Source organism: Naasia sp. (genome assembly GCF_025465545.1).
Taxonomy (GTDB): Bacteria; Actinomycetota; Actinomycetes; order Actinomycetales; family Microbacteriaceae; genus Naasia.
The window spans coordinates 1-20151 of the sequence record NZ_JAODMK010000010.1 but is presented as its reverse complement, the minus strand read 5'-3'; the positions used below and the strand labels follow the sequence as shown (position 1 = coordinate 20151).

Sequence of the window (20151 nt, the reverse complement as noted above, 5' to 3'; positions counted from 1 at the left end):
CTTCTTCAGTCGTGCGGCAACCTCACAGGAAGCGGTTGCACCCGGCGCCCTGCTCGCGGTAGGACGGAACCGAGCATAACCGGCTCCTGACTAGGGAGATTGTCATGACCGCAGAGGAATTTCCGCCGCTGACCCACGACGAGTTGGAGGCGCAGACCGTCATTGCGCTGCCCGACAAGGAAGTCGCCTCGATCCTCGATCTCAACGCCGACCTTGATCTGAACCTCGATGTGGCCGCCCCCATCGACCTCGCGGTCGCCGCGAACGCGAACGTCGCCGCCCCCATCGATGCGGCCGTCGGGGCCAACATCCTCTCCTCGGGCTCCAGCGCCCAAGCCCTGGCCGACCAGGGCACCCTCATCGACCAGGGCATCGCCGCTGACGCCACCGCGACCAGCGGCCAGGACAGCGTGATCACCCAGGACGGGAGCGCCGCGCCCGATGCCACCGCGGCGGACCCGACCGCGGCACCGGACGCCGCGGCGGCGGACGCCCAGGGGATCCCCGTCGACGGTGCGCTTCCCGACGCGGGCGCGGCACTGCCCGGCGGTTCCCTGCCCGATGCCGGCACGAGCGCCGTGGGCGACGCCGCGTCGGCCCTGGACGGCGACCTGCTCAACGTGGACGTCAACCTCGCCGCCGACGCCGACCTGGCCGCACCCATCAACGGCGCCGTCGCCGCCAACGCGAACGTCGCCGCGCCCATCGATGCCGCCGTCGCCGCCAACATCGGCTCGGTGGACAGCGATGCCGTCGCGATCGCGCAGCAGGACGCCATCATCAATCAGCAGATCGACGGATCGGCCACGGCGAACGCCGACCAGACGTCAGATCTGCAGCAGTAGTCGCCGATGTCCATCGAGGCCGGTGGGCCGCCGGGTGCGGACGGCCCACCGGCTCAGGCAGCGCCGCCCGGACGCAGCGTGCCGACGCACGCCGCGGGCGTGCAGCTGCTCGGCGAGCTCGCGGGCTCCGGGTATCGGGAACCCCCGTCCCTGGTACGCCGCGGCGATGGCCAGACCCTTCAGCTGACGCCGCTGCTCTACCAGGTGATGGAGGCGATCGACGGCGTCCGCACGACCGACGAGATCGCCGGGACCGTCAGCAGCGCGACCTCCCGATCCGTGACGGGCGCGGACATCGAGAAGCTGATCGCCGCCCAGCTGCTCCCGCTCGGCCTGCTGCAGCGCCCGGACGGCACCGAACCGGAGGTGAAGCGCGCCAACCCCCTGCTGCGGATGCGGTTCCGCATCGCGGTCACCGACCCCGAGCGCACCCGCCGCCTCACCGCGCCCTTCGCCCGACTCTTCACGCCGTTCGTCGCAGTGCCGGTGCTGCTCGCGTTCCTCGCGATCTGCTGGTGGCTGCTCTTCGACAAGGGCCTCGGCTCCGCAACCCATCAGGCGTTCGAGAAGCCCGGCCTGCTCCTGCTGGTGTTCCTCGTCACCCTCCTGTCGGCAGGATTCCACGAGTTCGGCCATGCCGCCGCCTCCACCCGAGGGGGAGCGGCGCCCGGGACCATGGGCGCCGGCCTCTACCTCGTCTGGCCGGCCTTCTACACGGACGTGACCGACTCCTACCGCTTGGGACGCGTCGGCCGCCTCCGCACCGACGCGGGCGGCCTCTACTTCAACGCCATCGTCTCGGTCGTCATCGTCCTGCTCTGGCTCGCCACCCGGTACGACGCACTCCTCCTGATCGTCGCCACGCAGATCCTGCAGATGCTGCGCCAGCTGACTCCCATCGTGCGCTTCGACGGCTACCACCTGCTGGCCGACGCCACCGGCGTCCCCGACCTCTTCCAGCGCATCCGGCCGACTCTGCGGGGCCTGCTGCCCTGGCACTGGGGCGACCAGGAGTCGAAGGTCCTCAAGCCCGGCGCGCGCGCGGTGATCTCTCTCTGGGTCCTGCTCGTCGTGCCGATGCTGCTGGGTTCGCTTCTGCTGATGGTCCTCGCCTTCCCCCGCGTGCTGGGCACCGCATGGGCGAGCATCGTGGAGCAGCAGCAGCACCTGAGCACGGCGTGGAGCACCGGGGACGTCGGCGGGGTCGCGGCGCGGGCCTTGGGCATCGTCGCCATCGCCATCCCCGTCGCGGGGCTCGTCTACATCCTGCTCCGGGTGCTGCGCCAGACGGTCACGAGCGCCTGGCAGTCGACCCGCGACCGGCCGGTGCGACGGGGGCTTGCCGGGGGAGCGGCTGTCGCGGTCCTCGCGGCACTCGCGTTCGTCTGGTGGCCGGACGGCCAGGCCTATCGGCCCGTTCAGGCCTACGAGTCCGGCACCGTGCTCGACGCCGTCCGCGCCGTCGCCCCCATGGCTGGGCAGCTGCGGGCGGGCGCCCAGGACGACACCGTGGTGCTCTGGCCCGCCGACGCCGCTCTGCCGACCGCCGACAGCCCGGCCCTGTCGCTGCTGCTCGTTCCCCGGAACCCTGGCGCCGCTCCGGCGCCGGTCGGCAGGCCCAGCCCGGCCGCCGGCGAAGACACCGGCTCGGGGACCGACCCTCCGGCCTGGGTCTTCCCCTTCGACCGGCCGAACGCTCCGGATGGCGATGGCAGCCAGGCGCTCGCGGTCAACACCACCGACGGGTCGGTCGTCTACGACGTCGCCTTCGCCCTGGTCTGGGCCGACGGCGGAACGGTCGACACGACCAACGAGGCTTACGCCTTCGCGAGCTGCTCCGGCTGCGCGGCGGTCGCCGTCGGCTTCCAGGTGGTCCTCGTCGTGGGGCAGGCGGATGTCGTCGTGCCGCAGAACCTGGCCGAGGCCGTCAACTACAACTGCGTGGACTGCGTCGCGTTCGCGCTGGCCCAGCAGCTGGTGCTCACGGTGACGGGTCCGCTGAGCGAGGGAAGCATGACGGACCTCGCCGGGCTGTTCGAGGAGCTCGCGGAGTTCGGCAGGAACATCCGGGACGTGCCCCTGTCCGAGATCCAGGCCCGGCTCAGTGACATCCGGGACCGGATGGCAGCCGTCATCCAAGCGGACCCGGCAGCCGTGCCCGCAGTGGACCCTGCGGCCACGCCCACCCCGGTCCCGTCCGTCGCCGGCTCTTCGACGCCGGGGCCTTCTCCCGCCGCGCCCGGCAGCGCCACTCCGGATCCCGCAGGGACACCCGATCCGAACGGCTCGCAGCCCGCCGGTCCGGATCCCGCGGAGCCGTCGGTTCCGGTGACGCCGGCCGCCTCGCCGCCCGCCACTCCCGTGCCGTCGCCGACGCCGTCCGCCGTCGCACCGCCGACGCCGACTCCCTCAGCGACTTCCGCGCCCTGAGGTCTGCGACCCGGCGTGCCCGCAGGGAGGGGCGCCGGCGGGCCGCGGCGCCCGTCGCCCGAGGCGTGGTCTGCGCGCCGCCGGCGGATCACTCCGGTGACCGGCGTCCGGACGGCGCGTCCCCGGCTCGGGGCGGCCACAGCCCCCCAGGGGGCACACGGTTGAACGGGGACGCGAGGGGCAGGACTCGCCTCACTCGAAGCGCACGACCTGATCCGGCTGGACGGCAGCCGCAGAGGGGACCGCGCGGAAGGGGCGACGGCCGGCCTTGTGGCCGACTGCGTCTAGGAGTTGCGCTTCTTCACCTTGGACACGGCATCGGTGTTCTCGGTCCGCTCGTTCGCGGCCTTCTTGTCGTGCTTCGCGTTCCGCTTCTCCTTGAGCGTCTTCGCGGCCGCCGTCTTGTTGCCGCTTCCGCGAACGATCTTCTCGCCCATTGCAGTCCCCGTCCTCCGCAGCCACGATGACTCCGTCGGCCTGAGATTACGCTGATTCCCTGACGACCATCGAGGGGAATCGCATGGAACGGGTCACTGGCATCGGCGGATTCTTCTTCCCGGCACGGGATCCGAAGAGCCTGAGCGAGTGGTATGCCGAGCACCTCGGAGTGTCGGCGCCGCCGACCGGCGAGGGTGAGGCGCCGCGCGACCCGGTCAGCTACTCCTTCGGCAGCCTCGCCACGCTGCACGACCCGGAAGGCAACCGGATCGAACTCCGGCAGCCCGCCTAGGCCGAGTCGAACCCGCCTTCGCCCGGGCCGAGCACGCTTAGCGAGCGTGGCCCAGCTGTGAGACGCCGTCATGCGGTTGCCGGGCGCGCGAACCGCCGGACAGAATCAGGGTCTGGACCGATCGAAGGAGATCGCATGTTCCGCAGCCCGTTCCCCGACGTCGAGATCCCGGCAGTCAGCGTGTACGACTTCCTTTTCCGCGACCTCGACGCGGAGGATCTCGACCGCATCGCCCTGGTCGATGGCACGTCCGGGGCCGAGACCACCTACCGGCAGCTGGTGAGCCAGGTCAACCTGCTCGCCGGCGCACTGGCGTCCAGGGGAGTGGGCGTCGGCACGGTCGTCGGCCTGCACTGCCCCAACGTCCCCGCGTTCGCCACGGTCTTCCACGGCATCCTCCGTGCCGGTGCCACGGCCACCACCGTCAATTCGCTGTCGACCGGGGAGGAGATGGCGGGCCAGCTCACCGACGCGAAGGCCACCTGGCTGTTCACCGTATCGCCGCTGCTGGCCGGCGCCGAGGAGGCCGCCGGCCGCATCGGCCTGGCCGCCGATCACGTGATCGTCCTCGACGGGGCCGACGGCCACGCCTCGCTGCGGGACCTGCTCGGCGAGGGCAGGGCCGCCCCCGACGTCGCCTTCGATCCCGCCACCCAGGTAGCCGTCCTGCCGTACTCGTCGGGCACGACCGGCACACCGAAGGGCGTGCAGCTCAGCCACCGCAACCTGGTCGCCAACGTGCTGCAGTGCGGCCCGGTCCTCGACGTGGAGGCGGAGGACCGGGTGCTCGCGCTCCTGCCGTTCTTCCACATCTACGGCATGACGGTGCTGCTCAACATCGCCCTCGAGCGCCGGGCACGGCTCGTGACCATGCCGAGGTTCGACCTCGCCGAATTCCTGCGCATCGTCAGCGAGCACGGCTGCACCTACCTGTTCATCGCGCCACCCATCGGCGTCGCCCTCGCGAAGCATCCGATGGTGGACCGGTACGACCTGTCGTCCGTGCGGGCGATCCTCTCCGGCGCGGCCCCCTTCGACGAGGCCCTCGGCCGGGCTCTCGCGCAGCGGCTCGACGCGCGGGTGCGCCAGGGCTACGGCATGACGGAGTTGAGTCCCGTGTCGCACGTGATCCCGCCCGACCGGGATGACATCTCCCTCGGTTCGATCGGCGTGCCGGTCGCCAACGTCGAGAGCAAGCTGATCGACACCGAGACGGGCGAGGAGATCGATCTCCCGGCCGAGGGACGCAGCCGGCCCGGCGAGCTGCTGGTGCGCGGGCCGAACGTGATGATCGGCTACCTCGACCGCGACGAGGCGACCCATCAGACCATCGACGCGGACGGCTTCCTGCACACCGGCGACGTCGCCTCCGTCGACTCGGACGGCGTGCTCTACATCGTCGACCGGCTCAAGGAGCTGATCAAGTACAAGGGCTACCAGGTGGCGCCCGCCGAGCTCGAAGCGCTCCTGCTCACCCATCCTGGCATCGCCGATGCGGCGGTGATCGGGATCCCGCACGAAGAGAGCGGCGAGGCGCCCAAGGCGTTCGTGGTCCGCTCGCCGGGGTCGGCGGTGACCGAGGACGAGGTGATGGCATTCGTCTCCGAGCATGTGGCCCCGTACAAGAAGGTGCGCTCGGTCGAGTTCGTCGAGGCGGTGCCCAAGTCGAGCTCGGGAAAGATCCTGCGGAAGGATCTCAAGGCGCGGGAGGCGGCCGCCGCGCCAGGCTGAGCGCGGCGGGCGGCCGACCCGCTTGTGTCGGCGACCGAATGTCGCAACCGTCGGCGTGCCGACGGCCTGACCGGCGCGGCGGGAGAACACTGTCCAGCACAGCACTTCTCGACGAAAGGACCCTTCCGTGAACGACACCACCGCCACCGTGATCGACTTCCAGACGGACTTCGTCGACGAGTCGTACGCCTCCCTGGTCTCGGCCACCCGCCTCGCCCGGGCCGCGGACTGACGCCGACGGCGAGGCGGCCGCCAGGCCGCACCGCCAGCTCCTCCCGCCGCAGCAGGACCCGCGGCGTCCGACTCGGCCGTTGAATGCAGCTCCCGCACATCCACCCGGTCACGATGCACGGCACTGTCCGGGTCGCCGGGGACCGACCCTCCCTCTGCGCGATCCGAGGACCTCGCGCCGACGCTCGGCCACCTGGCAGGTGCGGCAGTTCAGCGCGCGTGCCTGCGCAGGGCCTCGATGTCGGGCACGTCGATGCGACCTCGGCTCACGGTGAGCAGACGCTGATCGGCAAGCGCCCCGAGCACCTGGTTGATGGTGGGGCGGGTCGCGCCGACCACACCGGCGAGGTCCTCCTGGGTCAGGGGGATTGACGCGGACGTGCCGCCCGGGGCGGCGAACGACTCGGCGAGCTCCACGAGCCGGTGCTCGCAGCGGCGCTGAACGGTCTCATAGGAGGCCTCGGCCAGTCGCGCGCTGAGGTCGTCCAGCCGCGCCGCCATGGATCGGAGGAGAGCACGGTCGATCTCGGGCTCGCGGTGGCGCACGTCGTCGAACGCGGAGCCGGGGAGCACGCGGACGGTCACGTCGGTGAGTGCGACGACGGTCGCCGTCCTGCCGTGCCGGGTGACGGCCGCGATCTCGCCGAAGCTGGCGTGCGGGCCGAGCACCGTCGCGGTGACGGACTCGCCGCGCGGGGTCGCCACCTTCACCGCCACGTGGCCCGCGTCGAGGATGCAGACGCTGGCGCTGTCGTCCCCCTGGAAGACGATGGTGTCTCCCCGCTTGAACGTGCGCTTGAGAAAGCGCGGCTCGATCAGGGCGCGCTCCACGCCGGACAGGTCGTCGAACCAGCTCATGGGTTCCTGCTCTCGGGTCTTCCGCCCTCCCGTGGGGGCGCGATGGACCCAGCATGGCGCGTCGCGCCTCGCGCCGCTACGGACTCCTCGTCCACGCGCGTCCCGCTGAGCGACCGCCCCGCCGCGGCCGTCGCGGAAGAAGCGGGGCCTGCCCGGGACGCGCGGCCCGCCTCAGGGAATGTTGAGCGGTCTTCGACTGTTCACTGAATCACCACTGCGCGCTCGAAGGGCGAGCGACCAGCATGAGGGCACGAGGCCGATCCGGCGTCGGAACTCGACGAGATGGGGCTCTGATGGACGACTTCGGCTTCTCCGCGTTCGCTCACGACGACCGCTGCGCGCGCACGGGCGACGGCCCGTCGCTCCTGGACGACGGCTTCGACGACCCGTCCTGGTATCTCACCGACTGACGCCCCTGCCGGAACAGCCCCCGCTCATCCCGCCGGTGGCCGGTTCGCCCAGCCGGGGAACGGCTGGGCGGGACGCCGGGCTGGCCGGGTCAGCTCGCACAGTCCAGCGTCGCGGAGAACAGCCCCTCGTGGTCGTGCCGCGCCTCCGCCATCGCCTCCTGCACCTCGGCCAGGTACTTGACGTTGTCCCCATACGAGACCGCCTTGCCGAGCCCGCGACGGGCGAGCTCCACGCTCACGTTCCTGCCGTCCGGCGTGAAGACCGCCGCCAGCGTGCGGTCGTACGGATCGGTGCGCACCACGTCGTACTCCAGGCTCACCTCGGTTCCCTCGGGCAGCAGTTCCTTGGTGAACGCGGACGCCTCCGGACCCATGCACTCCACGGGCCTGTCCTCCGCCACGGTCTCGGGGGTGTCGACGTTGAGCAGGCGGACGCGGGTCCGCTCCCCGTCCAGGTCGACGACGATCGTGTCGCCATCCACCACCCGCTCCACAACAGCCGTCGAGCCGCCGCCCGACTTCGGAGTGGCGGTCGACGACGCCGGCGATGCGCCGGTCGGGTCGTTCCGGGACGTGCCGCCCGGAACTCCGACGAACAGCCACACGAGCAGCCCGCCCACGCACGCGGCGACGAGCAGGAGCGGGAGCTGCCGCCGGAGGGCAGGTGATGTCATGACGGGCCTCGCGTGGGTTGGCCGCGTCGCCCGAGTCTGATCACGGGGAAACGGTAGCGAGCGGGAATCGGCGGACCTGGGGCCGCCGCGCATCGGTGCGACATGTCATCCTGCGGGACCTGGGGAGGACGAGGACCCTGCTCAGCGCCGTCGGCGAGTGCCGAAGATGCCCTCGACCACACCGGTGAGGATCCTCTTCGTGACGGCCGAGCCGAGGACCTCCTCGAGCGGCGACTTCGGCGTGCGCGACCGGGACCGTGGGGCCGGAGTCCTGTGGCGCGACCGGTTGAGCTCCCGGTCGTACTCAGCCTGCGCGGCACGCTCCTCCTTCGCCCGCTGCTTCGCGATGGACTCCTGCTGCTTCGCGTACTCGGCGTCCGCCTTGGCCCGATCGGCACGCGCCTGCTCGGCTACCGCCGCGGCGTGCGCGGCCTCCAGCTTCCGGCCGAGGATCTCGCGGGCGGACTCCCGATCGAGCGCCGTCCCGTAGCGGGAGAGGAGGGGGGAGCCGGCCACGGCGGCGCTCATCTCCGCCTGCGGTGTTGGCGCCATCGACCCCTGGGGTGCGCGAAGTCGCGTCCACGCCACCGGGCTGGGCGCGCCGCGCTCGTTCATGACCGTGACGATCGCCTCGCCGGTGCCGAGGGTGGTCAGCACCTCCTCCAGGTCGTAGCCGGAGGAGGGGAACGTCGACACGCTCGCTCTGAGCGCCTTGGCGTCCTCGGGTGTGAAGGCCCGCAGCTGGTGCTGCACCCGGGAGCCGAGCTGCCCGAGAACATCCCGCGGCACATCCTTGGGCGTCTGGGTGACGAAGAAGATGCCGACGCCCTTCGAGCGGATCAGCCGCACGGTCTGCGTGATGGCGGTGAGGAACGCCTTGGACGCGTCGGCGAAGAGCAGGTGGGCCTCGTCGAAGAAGAACACCAGCTTGGGCTTGTCGAGGTCGCCCACCTCGGGCAGGTCGTTGAAGAGGTCGGCGAGCAGCCACATCAGGAAGGTCGAGTAGAGCGCAGGCTGGTTCTGCACCCCCGGCACTTCGAGCAGGCTGATGATGCCCTTCCCGTCCACGGTGGTGCGGAGGAACTCGGCAGTGTCGATCTCGGGCTCGCCGAAGAACACGTCCGCGCCCTGATCGGCGAACGCCACCAGCTTGCGCAGGATCACCCCGACGGTGGCGCCGGACAGCCCACCCAGGGAGGCGAGCTCCCCCTTCCCCTCGTCGCTGACCAGGTAGCTGAGCACCGCGCGGAGGTCCTCGAGGTCGAGCAGGGGCAGCTTCGCGTTCTCGGCGTAGTGGAACACGAGCCCGAGGCTCGACTCCTGCGTGTCGTTGAGGCCCAGGACCTTGCTGAGCAGGATCGGCCCGAACCCCGACACGGTCGCCCGGATGGGGATGCCCGTCCCCTGGCCGCCGAGCGAGAAGTACTCCGTGGGGAAGGAGTCGGGCGTCCAGTCCTGCCCGATGCCGCCCGTGCGCTCGAGGAGCTTCTCGCTGCTGGCACCGGGTGTCGCGACTCCCGAGAGGTCACCCTTGATGTCGGCAGCGAAGACCGGGACGCCGTACTGCGACAGCTGCTCGGCCAGCACCTGCAGGGTGCGCGTCTTGCCGGTTCCGGTAGCGCCGGCGACCAGGCCGTGCCGGTTCGTCATGGCGAGCGGGATCCGGATCGGCACGCCGGCCTGGGCGTCGCCGTTCACGAGGGCGCCCATCTCCAGTGCGGGACCGTCGAAGGCGTACCCGGTGCGGATCGCGTCGATCTGCTCGGGGGAGAGGGGGCCGAGGGTTGAGGCGGCGGGGGCCGGCGCGGGAGCGGCGGCTGCGGGATCGGGAGCCGCGGCGGGCGCTGCGGCAGCGGCCGCGAGATCCTGCGCACGCCGCACCGCGACCTCAGCGTCGGCCTGCGCCTGCTGTGCGGCCGCGATGGCGGCATCGGCTGCGGCTTGCGCCGCGCGAACGGGATCGACGGCGTTCGGGTCGCTCATGGTGTGGATCCTATGGTCCCGATCCGCCCCCGCACCTGGCGGGAGGAGACCCTTGACCTCGCGGTCAACCGCGGTCCCTGACTCGGCTGACCGGCCGGGCTCGCTCTCAGCCGCGTGGTGAGCAGGCGGGCGCGACCCCAGGCTGAGCAATACTCGCCGGTTCATTGCCAGAGACCGCGGCGCAGGAGTAGCTTGCGCGCATGAGCACGCTGACGTGCGCTGTCCTGACCTCGCGGGGCGCGGATCGGTAACGCGATGCCTCCCGACGCAGTGGTCATCGAGAACCCGCCTCCGGCGGAGGGATCACCGGCGGCGGGCAGCCGAGCGCCTCAGCGCCCGCGCAGATCTCCGCTGCTCGGCATCCTCGCCCTTCTCCTTGCGGCGGCCGCGCTCCTCAACCTGTTTCTCCCCCTCCTCGGCCCCGTCGTGGTGGTCCTCGCGCTCACTCTGGGCGTGGTGGCCATCGTCGGCCGTCAGGGGCGCTGGTGGGGAGTCGGCGCCATCGCGCTGAGCCTCGTTCTCGTCGGCGCGACGGTCGCCTCGCTCTTCTTCGGCACCACCATCAACGTCCGCGAGCAGGCGCTGATCGACCGGGCCACGTCGATGCCGCCGCCCGCCGGATTCGAGCTGGCGGACGCGCCCACCGGAACGGGGTTCTGCGGCTATCTGCAGGTCACCTGTGCGAAGGCCGAAGTGCTCTGGTCCTACCGGGCCACCCAGGAGGGCAGCGACCCGACGGCCATGTGCGCGCCATTCCTCGCCTGGGCGGCGGACGAGGGGATCACCGAGGTGTTCCTCGTCTCGGACCTCGAATGGGACACCTGGTACGTGCAGGAGATCGTCGACGGCCTGAAAGCGGGCGGACGGCAGGTCTACCCCGTCGACTCGGCCGAGGCGGCCGACGCGTGCGCCACGATGGTCTCGAGTCCGAGGTCGGCGGACGGTGTTCTGGCGGATGCGCAGAATCTGATCGGAGCCACGCGCAACGACGGCACCGGGGGCGAGGTGCTGGTCGCCCGCATCGGAGAGGCCCGGAGCCTTCCCGACGGCAACCCGCTCGAGGACGGCACCCGGCCGTTCGAGATCCTCGGCGCCCTGATCTCGGTCTGATTCGGCCCCGGCGCTGTCAAGCTCCGGGATCCGCGCCGCCCGTCGGCGCTAGCCTGACGCCATGCCAGAGCTCTCCCCGGTCGGCCCCGACTTCCGGCTCGCCGATGTCGACCCGCAGTCCACGCCGAGCTTTCCCGGAAAGAAGAAGGCGGGGGAGAAGGAGCTCGACAAGAACGCCGGCGAGCTCTCGGCCTTGCAGGAGCGGCTCTTCGCCGCCAGCCGGTTCGGCGACACCCGCCGGGTGCTGCTCGTGCTGCAGGCGATGGACACCGCGGGCAAGGGCGGCATCGTCGCGCACGTGGTCGGCGCGGTGGACCCGCAGGGCGTCAAGCTGCACGCGTTCAAGGCGCCCACCGACGAGGAGAAGGCGCACGACTTCCTCTGGCGGGTGCGCCGCGAGCTGCCCGGCCCCGGCATGATCGGCGTCTTCGACCGCTCCCACTACGAGGACGTGCTGATCGCCCGGGTCCGCGGCTTCGCGACGCCGGAGGTGATCGAGCAGCGCTACCAGGACATCGTCGACTTCGAGCGGGAGCTGGTCGAGGGCGGCACCTCGGTGATCAAGGTGATGCTGCACATCTCTCCCGACGAGCAGAAGGCCCGCCTGCAGGCGCGGCTGGACCGCCCGGAGAAGAACTGGAAGTACAACCCGGGCGACGTCGACGAGCGCGAGCTCTGGCCCGCCTACATGGAGGCGTACGAGCTGGCTCTCCGCCGCACCTCCACCCGCGAGGCGCCCTGGTACGTGGTTCCCGCGAACCGCAAGTGGTACGCCCGGCTAGCGGTGCAGCGCCTCCTGTTCGACGCCCTCCGCGACATCAACCCGAAGTGGCCGACCCCGCCCTTCGACATCGCCCACGAGAAGTCCCGCCTGGCGGCCAGCTGAGCTCCACCCGGTGCGGAGGACCCCGCTCAGCGGATGCCCCGAAACACCCCGACCGGGCGCTCCCCGGTAGCGTCTCCCCATGACCCTCCCCGCGTTCCTCGACCTCAGCGGCCACACCGCACTCGTCACCGGGGCAGGCAGCGCCCTGGGCATCGGCTTCGCCTCCGCCCGCGCCCTCGGCCAGCTGGGCGCGATGGTCGTGATCACCTCGACCACGGACCGGATCCAGGAGCGGGTCGCCGAGCTGAGCGCTGAGGGCATCCCCGCCCACGGATTCGCGGGCCGCCTGGAGACAGAAGCCGGCGCCACCGCCCTCGCCGACGCCATCTCCGCGGCCGGCCTGCAGCCGGACATCGTCGTCAACAACGCGGGCATGATCGCGGTCTCCGACGAGGAGGGCATGGCGGGCGGCGACATCACCATGCCGGCCGACACCTGGGACCGCGGCCTGGCCATGAACCTGACGAGCGCGTTCCTGGTCAGCCGCGCCTTCGTCCCCGGCATGCGCGAGCGGGGCTGGGGCCGCATCGTCAACATGTCCAGCGACTCCGGACCCATCACCGCCCTCCGCGGCGACGTCGTCTACTCGGCCGCGAAGGCGGGCATGGTCGGCCTCACCAAGGCGCTGGCGGTGGACGAGGCGGAGAACGGCATCACTGCGAACGCGATCGCCCCAGGATGGATCGCGACCGCCTCCCAGCTCGACACCGAGATCACCGAGGGCGGCCTGGTCCCGGCCGGCCGCAGCGGCACCCCGGACGAGGTCGCCTCAGCCGTCGCCTGGCTGTGCACTCCGGGCGCCGCCTACATCACCGGCCAGGTGCTGGTGGTCGACGGGGGAGCGTCGGTCACGTCGGAGCGCCGTCCCGGCGTGTTCGGGGCCGACGTCGTCGCGGCGCGGAACGCTCCGCGGGGCTAGTTCGCCGCACCTCGCGGCGAACGGCAGAATGAGCCCGTGGACTATCAGCCGGTGGACGACATCGACCGCAAGCTGATCGATCAGCTGCGCATCGACGGGCGGCGCTCCTTCGGCGAGATCGGGCGGTACGTCGGCTTGAGCGAGGCCAGCGCCCGCCAGCGCTACAACCGCCTCGTCGACCTCGGCATCGTGCGGGTCATCGGCATGTCGGACGCGCAGAAGGTCGGCGACGTGGAGGCGCACCTCTCCCTCCGGGTGCGGGGCGTGCCGCTCGACACCGTCGCCCAGAACCTCGCGGCTCATCCCGAAGTGAGCTTCGTAGCCAGCGCCCTCGGCGCATACGACCTGAGCGTCGACGTGCGCTGCCGCGACAACGCGCACCTCTCCGAGTTCGTGCACGAGCGGCTGCGGAAGATCCGCGGCGTCTACAGCGTGGAGACCTCGGCCGTGCTCGAAGTGCTCAAGGAGACCTATCTGTGGGCGGGGTTCCGGGATCCCGTGACCCGGTACGTTCCGCAGAAGCACACGCGGCCCGTCGCACCGGCGCCGGAGGGCTGATCGGCGTAGGCGCGCCGTCTCCGCTACCGGGGCGTGCCGAGCACGGAGGTGCCGAGCCGCCCACGCTCGGCGACCGAGGAGTAGTCCTTGTACAGCTCGGTGAGGATGAACTGGTCGATCTCGTCGACGCCGGCGACGTGACGGATCTCGTCGACCAGATCGACGAGCTGTTCGAGGTCGCGGCAGGTCGCCTCCAGGTAGATGTCGCGTCCGCCGGTGATCAGCGCGATGTGGTTGACCATCCGGATCTGGGCCAGCGTCGATGCGACGGCCCTGACGCTGTAGTCGCGGACGGAGATGAGGAAGCGCACGGACTGGTGCCCGAGGGTGAGCGGGCTGCAGAGGGCGACGATGCGGAGCACTCCGGTGTCGTGAAGCTTCCCGACCCGGGTGCGGACCGTGGCCTCGCTCACCTCGAGCTGCGCGGCGATCGAGGTGTACGGGCGACGCCCGTCGGTGGCGAGGAGGCGGATGATGCCGTGATCGGTGCTGTCGAGCACTTCGCGTCCTCTCCTCGCCGGCCTAGGAGTCGAGCCTAGATCGTCGCGCCCACGCCCTGCCGGGCTGCGGCGCGAGCGCGGACCTCGCGGATCATCGCCGCATTGCCGGGGGCGGGTGAGCCGTCGGGCATCACGGTCACGTCCTCGAAGCCGATGCGGGTCTCGACACCATCCTCGATCGCGGCGTCCACGACCGGCCAGGCGGTCTGGTCATAGCCGTGATAGAGCAGCGACGCGGTGACGCCGGCGGCGCGCAGCGCCGCGGCGATCTCGCGGCACTCCGCCACCGCACGGTCCGGATCGGGCGTCTCCGGCTCGATCAGGATCCGCACGTTCCGCGCGAGCGTGGGCGAGGAGAGAAGCGCGGGGAGGTCCGCCATCGACCAGACCGCGCTCTCGAGGACCATTCCCCGGGCCAGCACCAGTTCGGCGGCCTCCGCGGCGCCCTCCTCGGAGAACGCCACCGACGCGAAGTCGGGGAGCGCGTCCACGGGCCAGGCGGCGAGGTGGCGCATGCGCTCCTGATGCCCGGCGCAGGTCCAGAGCCCGGTGGTGGTGCCGACCACGACAGACGGGTCGGCCGCCCGGATCGCACGCACCATGCGAGCGATGTCGTCCGGCGCGATCGTCTGCCCGCCGTCGGCGGTCCGTGCGTGAGCGTGCACGACGTCGGCACCGGCGGCGATGGCCCGGGAGGAGTCCTCCCCGATCTGCTCGGCACTGACAGGGACGGCGGGCGAGTCGGCGAACGTGCGACCGCCGTTGATTGCTGCTTTGAGGAACATGGTGCCTTGGGGAGTCGAGGGGAGTGTCGTCATTGCGCGGCGAGGGCCGTGATCGTGGCGGTGGCTCCGGTCTCGTCGCCCAGACGGGCGCCCGCGCGGAGGGCCTCGATCAGTTCGGGCTCCTCGGCGTCGTCCTGCAGAGCGAGATCGACGATGCCGGCGACCTGGACGGGGTCGCCGAAGTAGACGCCGTTGGCGTCGGCGAGCACGATGTCGCCGGCGTTGACGACGACCCCGCCGCAGGTGATCGGCAGGTTGAGCGAGCCCTCGTCGATCCCGTGCAGCTTGGTGGTGAGCATGCTCCGGCCGCGCGCGTAGACGGGAAGGTCGTACGCGGCCGCCTCATCGACGTCGGTCACGACGCCGTCGATGACGACCCCGGCGGCGCGACGGATGGCGGCCGCGGCGGTCAGCACGAGACCCACGGCGGCGTGCCGCAGGTCGCCCCCGGTGTCGAGCACGAGCACGTCGCCCGGCTCGAGGGTCCCGGCCGCGTGGTGGAGCATCGTCGAGTCAGTCGCCGTGATGCGCACCGTGATGGCCCGGCCCACGATGCGGCGCGTGCCCACCTGGCGGACGAGGCCCGGGTCGGCGAAGCCCTGCTCGAGGTAGTGCCCGAGAGTGGGGAAGGAGAGGCGGTCGAGCTTCTCGACGAGCTCCGGGTCGAGCGGCGCGGGCGGCGCTCCGATCTGGATCGGCATGTCAGTTCCTCACGGTGATGGCGAGATCGAGCCGGCGGTTGGCGAGGGCGGGAAGCTTGGCGCGGACGAACTCGGTCCGTTCGGCCGTGACATCGATCACGGCGACCGCCGACAGCTCGTCGCCGAGGGCGGCTCTCTCCACGCCGAGCGGATCGAGGATCACGCTGTCACCGATGCAGCCGGCCGAGATGCTGCCCGCGGCAGCCAGCCAGACGGTGTTCTCGATGGCGCGCGCCGAGAGCAGGGTGGACCAGTGCTCGGCCTTGCGCAGGCCGTCGACCCAGGCCGCGGACACGGTGAGCAGTTCGGCACCGGAGTCGATCAGGTGCCGGGCGAGCTCGGGGAAGCGGATGTCGTAGCAGTTGATGAGCCCGACCTTCAGCCCCGCCAGCTGCACGACCGGGGGCAGGTCCGCACCGGGCGTCACGTAGGCGGATTCCTGGTAGGAGAAGGCGTCGTAGAGATGCAGCTTGTGATAGCGCGCGGCGACCACGCCGCCGGCGTCGACCGCGAGCAGCGTGTTGTAGGGGCGCTCGCTGCTGCTCGGCTCGTAGCCGCCGGCGATGATCGCCACATCGTGCTCGACGGCAAGGGCGGTCAGCAGCTGCTCGAAGCGCGGCCACTGCACCGCGACCGCCCCGGCGATCGGCTCCCGAAGCGCCTCGGCGAGGACCATCGCTTCCTCCGGGAACACGACGAGGCGCGCCCCCTCGGCGACCGCACGGGCGGTGAGCGTGCGGATCTCGGCGTAGTTGGCGTCGAAGTCGGCGGTGGGCCCGAACTGGGCGATGGCGACCTTCACGGGAGTCCTTTCGGGGAGCAGGAGGGGGAGAGGGGGCGCGTCACTCGGTGAGGACGCGGGCGTGCTCGGGGCGCCAGGACAGCCAGACGGGTGCGCCGGGGGCGAGGGCGGCGAGCTCGGGGGACACCTCGGCGCTGTCGACCGAGGCGGTCACGGTCGCCTCGCCGAGGCGCACGACGTAGCGCCAGCGGTCGCCGATGTAGACGGCCTCGAGCAGGGTGCCCTGCGCGGCGCCCGGCGTGCGGACAGCGGAGGCGGCGACCCGCTCCGGGCGGACGGCGACCCAGACCTCGGCGCCGCTCAAGGCGGCATCTCCGCCGACGGCCGGCACGGGTCCGACTCCGGCGACGGTCACCGTGCCTGGCGCGCCCGTGTTGACGGCGGGGATGACGTTGCAGCTGCCGATGAAGGCAGCGACGAAGGTCGAGGCGGGACGGTCGTAGATGTCCTGGGGCGAGCCGACCTGCAGGAGGCGGCCCTGCGACATCACCGCGATGCGATCCGACATCGTGAGCGCCTCCTCCTGGTCGTGCGTCACGTAGATGAAGGTGATGCCGACCTCGCGCTGCATGCGCTTGAGCTCGATCTGCATCTCCTTGCGGAGCTGCTGGTCGAGGGCGCCGAGCGGCTCGTCGAGCAGCACGACCGCCGGGCGGGAGACGACGGCGCGAGCCAGCGCCACCCGCTGCCGCTGCCCGCCGGAGAGCTGGTCCGGCTTGCGATCGGCGAGGTGGCCCAGGCGCACCAGGTTGAGGGCCGCCTCGACGCGGCTGCGCAGCTCCCGCTTCGGGGCCTTGCGGACGCGCAGCTCGAAGGCCACGTTCTCGAAGACGGTGAGGTGGGGGAACAGCGCATAGCTCTGGAACAGCATGTTGAGGTCGCGCTTGCGGGTGGGTACTCCGTCGACGGAGGACCCCGCCAGCTCGATGCTGCCGTCGGTCGGCGTCTCGAAGCCGGTGATCATGCGCATCAGGGTCGTCTTGCCGCACCCGGAGGGGCCGAGGATCGAGAAGAACTCGTTCTGGCCGATCTCCAGGGTGACGGGGTGGACGGCCGTGGTGTCGCCGAACCGCTTCGTGATGCCGGCCAGTCGAACGGCGGGAGCCGCGACGGCAGCAGGAGCTGACGGGGTCATCTTCAGTCGCTTTCGAGAGAGGAGTGGATCAGGACGCCTTCACGCGGGTCCAGCCGTCCTGGTAGTAGGTCATCGCCTCTCCGGGGTCGACGATGAACTCGGACTTGGTGAGCATCTCGTCGGGGGCGAAGATCGCGGCGTTGCTGAGCAAGGCGTCGTCGGTGATCAGGGCGGCCGCGCCGGCATTCGCGGTGGCCATCGATCCCTCGTTCGTGGCGATGGCGGCCGTCTCGGGCTTCAGCGTGAAGTTCAGCCACTTGTAGGCCGCGTCCAGGTGGGGCGCGTCGTTGGCGATGGAGAAGCTGTCGGTCCAGATGGTGCCGCCCTCCTCGGGGAGGATGTAGTGCACGTTGGGGTTGTCGTTCACGACCTGCGCCACGGACGAGCCACCCCAGGCCTCGGCGATGCAGGCGTCGCCGGATGCGACGAGGTCGTAGTAGTCGGTCGAGTTGTACCCGGCGAGCATCGGCTTCTGGTCGATCAGGGTCTGCGTCGCCGTGGCGATGTCCTCCTTGTCGGTGGACGTGGCGGGCAGGCCGTTCACCTGCAGCCCCACGATGTAGGCGGCCAGCATGTTGTCGAGCATGTAGACCTTGCCGGCGTACTTCTCGTCGAACATCGAGCTCCAGCTCGTGATCTCGCCGCCGGTGCACTCCTCGTTGTAGAGCAGGCCGGTGGTGCCCCACACCCACGGGATGCTGTAGGCGTTGTCGGGGTCGTACTGGGGGTTCACGAACTTCTCGGTGAGGTTGTCCATGCCCTCGATCTGGTCATAGTCGATCTTCTGCACCAGTTTCTGGCCGACGAGCAGCTGGACCGCGTACTGGCTGGGCTCGACGATGTCGTAGCCGGAGCCGCCCGAGGCGAGCTTGGAGATCATCGTCTCGTTGCTGTCGAAGGTGTCGATGGTGACCTTGATGCCGGTCTCCTTCTCGAACGCCGCGACGACTGCGTCCGGGACTTCGCCGGCCCAGGCGTAGATGTTCAGCTCCGTCGAGTCGGCGGCCTTCGAGCCGGAGGCGGTGCCTCCGGCGCAGCCGGAGAGGAGGAGTGCGGAGGCCGCTGTGAGGGCCATCCATCCGTAGCGCTTCATGGTGTTCCTTTCAAGTGTTGGTGTGCTTGCAGAGGTGTTGCAGGGTGGGTCAGGGAGTCGGGGTGCTGCCGGCGAGGATGCGCCGCATCTGCCGCAGCCCGACGGCGGAGACGATCCCGATGGTGAGCAGGATGAGCAGCGCCCCGAGCGCGTTGATCTCCGGGGTGACCCCGGTCTTCAGCAGGCTGTAGACGCGCAGCGGAAGGGTCGTTGAGCCCACTCCACCGGTGAAGGTGGAGATCACGATGTTGCTGAATGAGGTGGTGAAGCTCAGCAGGAAAGCGGCGAGCAGCGCCGACCGGGTCAGCGGGAACAGCACGCGGGTGAAGGTCTGCCAGGGACTCGCGCCGAGGTCGGCGGCCGCCTCGGGCAGCGTCGGGTCGAGCGAGCTGAGCGCGCCCATCAGGATCAGCGTTGCCAGCGGAAGCGTGATGACGAGGTGCCCGAGCACCATCGTGAAGATGCTCAGTCTGATGTCCGCGAAGCTGAAGACCGAGAGCAGCGCCGCCCCGAGCACGATTTCGGGGACGATCAGCGGCAGCAGCACCGCGCCGAGGACGAAGCGGTGGCCGCGGAGCCGGTACCGGGACAGGCCGAGCGCGGCGAGGAACCCGATCAGGGTGGCGAGGAACGCCGCACTGATCCCCACGATCAGGCTCGTGCGCAGCGTCTGCAGCAGCGCCCCGTCACGGAACAGCTCGCCGTACCACTGGAGGCTCACGCCGCCCCAGGTCGACGTGCTCCGCGAGGCGTTGAAGGAGTAGACGATGACCGCGACGATCGGCACGTAGAGGAAGACGAAGACGAGGCGCGCGATCCAGGCGACGACGCGGTCCATCAGGCGGTCCTCCGCGCTCGGGTGCGCAGCACCACAGCCGCGACCAGGAGCGACAGCAGCATCAGGCCCAGCAGGATCATCGAGAGCGCGGCGCCCATCGGCTGGTTCCGGAACTCGGTGTAGAGGGTGACGATCAGGTTGCCGACCAGGAGATCCTTGCCGCCGCCGAGCAGAACGGGGATCACGAAGACGCCGAGCGAGGGGACGAAGGTGAGGAGGAAGGCGGCGATGATGCCGGGGAGGCTGAGCGGGGCGACGATGCGCAGGTGGGTCTGCCACCACCCGGCGCCGAGGTCCGATGCGGCCTCCCGCACTGACGGGTCGATTCCTCGCATCGCGGCGTAGATGGGGAACACCGCGGTGGGGAGGAACGAGTAGATCATCGCGAGCACGACGGCCGTCTGGCTGGGCACGAGCGAGTTCGCGTGCACACCGAACAGGTCGAGCAGCCCGAGCACCGGTCCGCCGCGCCCCAGCAGGGAGATCCAGGCGAAGGTGCGGACGAGGAAGTCGGTCCAGAACGGGATGATCAGGAGCAGCAGCAGGAGCGGTTGACGGTCGGCGGGGCGGCTCACGATGTAGTGGGAGACGGCGTAGCCGAGGATCAGGCAGAAGATCGAGGTGAGCGCGGCGAGACCGAGGCTGTAGCCGAGCGTCTTGCCGTAGACCGGGTCGATGAGCGCGACGTAGTTGTCCACGGTGAAGGCGCCCGTCACCCCGCCGAAGACGTCCGCCTTGGCCATGCTGATCCGGGCGATCACCAGGATCGGGGTGATCGCGAACAGCGCGACCGTGAGGAGCGCCGGGGAGAGCAGGAGCCAGCCGGCCAGGGTGCGCCTGCGCTCGCTCAGGGAGCGAATGGCCATGGCCGTCACCTCCTTCGTGGACTGATCCGGGCGGGATCCGATGGGTACATGCTTCGGCACCACGGG

The 20151-nt window shown here is 70.8% G+C and carries 20 protein-coding genes; 8 read left to right on the top strand and 12 right to left on the bottom strand.

The features are described from left to right. Positions 1–104 precede the first annotated feature (104 nt). Both JWR33_RS02370 and JWR33_RS02365 read left to right on the top strand, forming a co-directional pair. Positions 105–845, top strand: a complete 741-nt coding sequence (locus tag JWR33_RS02370; RefSeq protein WP_297409097.1) for a peptidoglycan-binding protein — start codon at positions 105–107, stop codon at positions 843–845. A gap of 6 nt (positions 846–851) precedes the next feature. Then, positions 852–3275: a hypothetical protein gene (locus JWR33_RS02365; protein WP_297409095.1), complete on the top strand. Its 2424-nt coding sequence runs from the start codon at positions 852–854 to the stop codon at positions 3273–3275. A gap of 284 nt (positions 3276–3559) precedes the next feature. Here the strand turns inward: JWR33_RS02365 and JWR33_RS02360 are convergent, their stop codons facing one another. After that, positions 3560–3712, bottom strand: a complete 153-nt coding sequence (locus JWR33_RS02360; RefSeq protein WP_297409094.1) for a hypothetical protein — start codon at positions 3710–3712, stop codon at positions 3560–3562. 83 nt (positions 3713–3795) lie between these two features. On the opposite strand from JWR33_RS02360, the gene JWR33_RS02355 reads away from it, so the two are divergent. Both JWR33_RS02355 and JWR33_RS02350 read left to right on the top strand, forming a co-directional pair. Continuing rightward, positions 3796–4005: a hypothetical protein gene (locus JWR33_RS02355; protein ID WP_297409092.1), complete on the top strand. Its 210-nt coding sequence runs from the start codon at positions 3796–3798 to the stop codon at positions 4003–4005. Positions 4006–4140: 135 nt separating this feature from the next. Further along, on the top strand, positions 4141–5736 hold the full coding sequence (locus JWR33_RS02350) for an AMP-binding protein (protein WP_297409090.1): 1596 nt from the start codon (positions 4141–4143) through the stop codon (positions 5734–5736). Positions 5737–6177: 441 nt separating this feature from the next. Here the strand turns inward: JWR33_RS02350 and JWR33_RS02345 are convergent, their stop codons facing one another. From JWR33_RS02345 to JWR33_RS02335, 3 genes are all read right to left on the bottom strand, one after another. Further along, the gene (locus tag JWR33_RS02345; protein WP_297409088.1) at positions 6178–6825 is read right to left on the bottom strand and encodes a Crp/Fnr family transcriptional regulator; all 648 of its coding nucleotides are present in this window, start codon (positions 6823–6825) and stop codon (positions 6178–6180) included. Positions 6826–7324: 499 nt separating this feature from the next. Then, complete coding sequence (locus JWR33_RS02340) at positions 7325–7909, bottom strand: thermonuclease family protein (protein WP_297409086.1); 585 nt, start codon at positions 7907–7909, stop codon at positions 7325–7327. Positions 7910–8050: 141 nt separating this feature from the next. Next, on the bottom strand, positions 8051–9892 hold the full coding sequence (locus JWR33_RS02335) for a helicase HerA-like domain-containing protein (RefSeq protein WP_297409083.1): 1842 nt from the start codon (positions 9890–9892) through the stop codon (positions 8051–8053). A gap of 255 nt (positions 9893–10147) precedes the next feature. Between JWR33_RS02335 and JWR33_RS02330 the strand changes: the two genes are divergently transcribed. The 4 genes from JWR33_RS02330 (at position 10148) to JWR33_RS02315 (ending at position 13365) form a co-directional block, all read left to right on the top strand. After that, complete coding sequence (locus JWR33_RS02330) at positions 10148–11002, top strand: hypothetical protein (protein ID WP_297409081.1); 855 nt, start codon at positions 10148–10150, stop codon at positions 11000–11002. A gap of 61 nt (positions 11003–11063) precedes the next feature. Further along, positions 11064–11888: a polyphosphate kinase 2 family protein gene (locus tag JWR33_RS02325; RefSeq protein ID WP_297409080.1), complete on the top strand. Its 825-nt coding sequence runs from the start codon at positions 11064–11066 to the stop codon at positions 11886–11888. A gap of 79 nt (positions 11889–11967) precedes the next feature. Continuing rightward, a complete protein-coding gene (locus JWR33_RS02320) occupies positions 11968–12807 on the top strand; it encodes an SDR family NAD(P)-dependent oxidoreductase (RefSeq protein WP_297409078.1) in 840 nt (279 codons plus the stop codon). A gap of 36 nt (positions 12808–12843) precedes the next feature. Continuing rightward, positions 12844–13365, top strand: coding sequence for an Lrp/AsnC family transcriptional regulator (locus JWR33_RS02315; RefSeq protein WP_297409076.1), 522 nt, complete (start codon positions 12844–12846; stop codon positions 13363–13365). A gap of 23 nt (positions 13366–13388) precedes the next feature. Here JWR33_RS02315 and JWR33_RS02310 read toward each other — a convergent pair whose 3' ends face one another. From JWR33_RS02310 to JWR33_RS02275, 8 genes are read right to left on the bottom strand one after another with little or no spacing between them, the layout of a single operon-like run. After that, the gene (locus tag JWR33_RS02310) at positions 13389–13865 is read right to left on the bottom strand and encodes an Lrp/AsnC family transcriptional regulator (protein ID WP_297409074.1); all 477 of its coding nucleotides are present in this window, start codon (positions 13863–13865) and stop codon (positions 13389–13391) included. A 35-nt stretch (positions 13866–13900) separates the two neighbouring features. Then, positions 13901–14650: a 3-keto-5-aminohexanoate cleavage protein gene (locus tag JWR33_RS02305; RefSeq protein ID WP_297409072.1), complete on the bottom strand. Its 750-nt coding sequence runs from the start codon at positions 14648–14650 to the stop codon at positions 13901–13903. A gap of 29 nt (positions 14651–14679) precedes the next feature. Then, positions 14680–15351: an RraA family protein gene (locus JWR33_RS02300; RefSeq protein WP_297409070.1), complete on the bottom strand. Its 672-nt coding sequence runs from the start codon at positions 15349–15351 to the stop codon at positions 14680–14682. Between the two features lies 1 nt (position 15352). Further along, complete coding sequence (locus JWR33_RS02295) at positions 15353–16153, bottom strand: carbon-nitrogen hydrolase family protein (RefSeq protein WP_297409068.1); 801 nt, start codon at positions 16151–16153, stop codon at positions 15353–15355. A 40-nt stretch (positions 16154–16193) separates the two neighbouring features. After that, positions 16194–17288 (bottom strand): ABC transporter ATP-binding protein, encoded by a 1095-nt coding sequence (locus JWR33_RS02290; RefSeq protein WP_297409066.1) that lies wholly within the window; start codon positions 17286–17288, stop codon positions 16194–16196. Positions 17289–17316: 28 nt separating this feature from the next. Then, entirely contained in the window at positions 17317–18381 is a 1065-nt protein-coding gene (locus JWR33_RS02285) for a spermidine/putrescine ABC transporter substrate-binding protein (RefSeq protein WP_297409064.1), read from the bottom strand. A 49-nt stretch (positions 18382–18430) separates the two neighbouring features. Then, complete coding sequence (locus JWR33_RS02280) at positions 18431–19219, bottom strand: ABC transporter permease (protein ID WP_297409062.1); 789 nt, start codon at positions 19217–19219, stop codon at positions 18431–18433. Further along, positions 19219–20085, bottom strand: coding sequence for an ABC transporter permease (locus JWR33_RS02275; protein ID WP_297409060.1), 867 nt, complete (start codon positions 20083–20085; stop codon positions 19219–19221). The genes JWR33_RS02280 and JWR33_RS02275 overlap by 1 nt, the downstream gene beginning before the upstream one ends. Between the last annotated feature and the right edge of the window lie 66 nt (positions 20086–20151).

Excerpts from the sequence above, each read along its gene's own strand:
- JWR33_RS02370 (WP_297409097.1), top strand. The coding sequence starts at position 105 with ATGACCGCAGAGGAATTTCCGCCGCTGACCCACGACGAGTTGGAGGCG.
- JWR33_RS02365 (WP_297409095.1), top strand. The coding sequence starts at position 852 with ATGTCCATCGAGGCCGGTGGGCCGCCGGGTGCGGACGGCCCACCGGCT.
- JWR33_RS02360 (WP_297409094.1), bottom strand. The coding sequence starts at position 3,712 with ATGGGCGAGAAGATCGTTCGCGGAAGCGGCAACAAGACGGCGGCCGCG.
- JWR33_RS02355 (WP_297409092.1), top strand. The coding sequence starts at position 3,796 with ATGGAACGGGTCACTGGCATCGGCGGATTCTTCTTCCCGGCACGGGAT.
- JWR33_RS02350 (WP_297409090.1), top strand. The coding sequence starts at position 4,141 with ATGTTCCGCAGCCCGTTCCCCGACGTCGAGATCCCGGCAGTCAGCGTG.
- JWR33_RS02345 (WP_297409088.1), bottom strand. The coding sequence starts at position 6,825 with ATGAGCTGGTTCGACGACCTGTCCGGCGTGGAGCGCGCCCTGATCGAG.
- JWR33_RS02340 (WP_297409086.1), bottom strand. The coding sequence starts at position 7,909 with ATGACATCACCTGCCCTCCGGCGGCAGCTCCCGCTCCTGCTCGTCGCC.
- JWR33_RS02335 (WP_297409083.1), bottom strand. The coding sequence starts at position 9,892 with ATGAGCGACCCGAACGCCGTCGATCCCGTTCGCGCGGCGCAAGCCGCA.
- JWR33_RS02330 (WP_297409081.1), top strand. The coding sequence starts at position 10,148 with ATGCCTCCCGACGCAGTGGTCATCGAGAACCCGCCTCCGGCGGAGGGA.
- JWR33_RS02325 (WP_297409080.1), top strand. The coding sequence starts at position 11,064 with ATGCCAGAGCTCTCCCCGGTCGGCCCCGACTTCCGGCTCGCCGATGTC.
- JWR33_RS02320 (WP_297409078.1), top strand. The coding sequence starts at position 11,968 with ATGACCCTCCCCGCGTTCCTCGACCTCAGCGGCCACACCGCACTCGTC.
- JWR33_RS02305 (WP_297409072.1), bottom strand. The coding sequence starts at position 14,650 with ATGTTCCTCAAAGCAGCAATCAACGGCGGTCGCACGTTCGCCGACTCG.
- JWR33_RS02300 (WP_297409070.1), bottom strand. The coding sequence starts at position 15,351 with ATGCCGATCCAGATCGGAGCGCCGCCCGCGCCGCTCGACCCGGAGCTC.
- JWR33_RS02290 (WP_297409066.1), bottom strand. The coding sequence starts at position 17,288 with ATGACCCCGTCAGCTCCTGCTGCCGTCGCGGCTCCCGCCGTTCGACTG.
- JWR33_RS02285 (WP_297409064.1), bottom strand. The coding sequence starts at position 18,381 with ATGAAGCGCTACGGATGGATGGCCCTCACAGCGGCCTCCGCACTCCTC.
- JWR33_RS02280 (WP_297409062.1), bottom strand. The coding sequence starts at position 19,219 with ATGGACCGCGTCGTCGCCTGGATCGCGCGCCTCGTCTTCGTCTTCCTC.
- JWR33_RS02275 (WP_297409060.1), bottom strand. The coding sequence starts at position 20,085 with ATGGCCATTCGCTCCCTGAGCGAGCGCAGGCGCACCCTGGCCGGCTGG.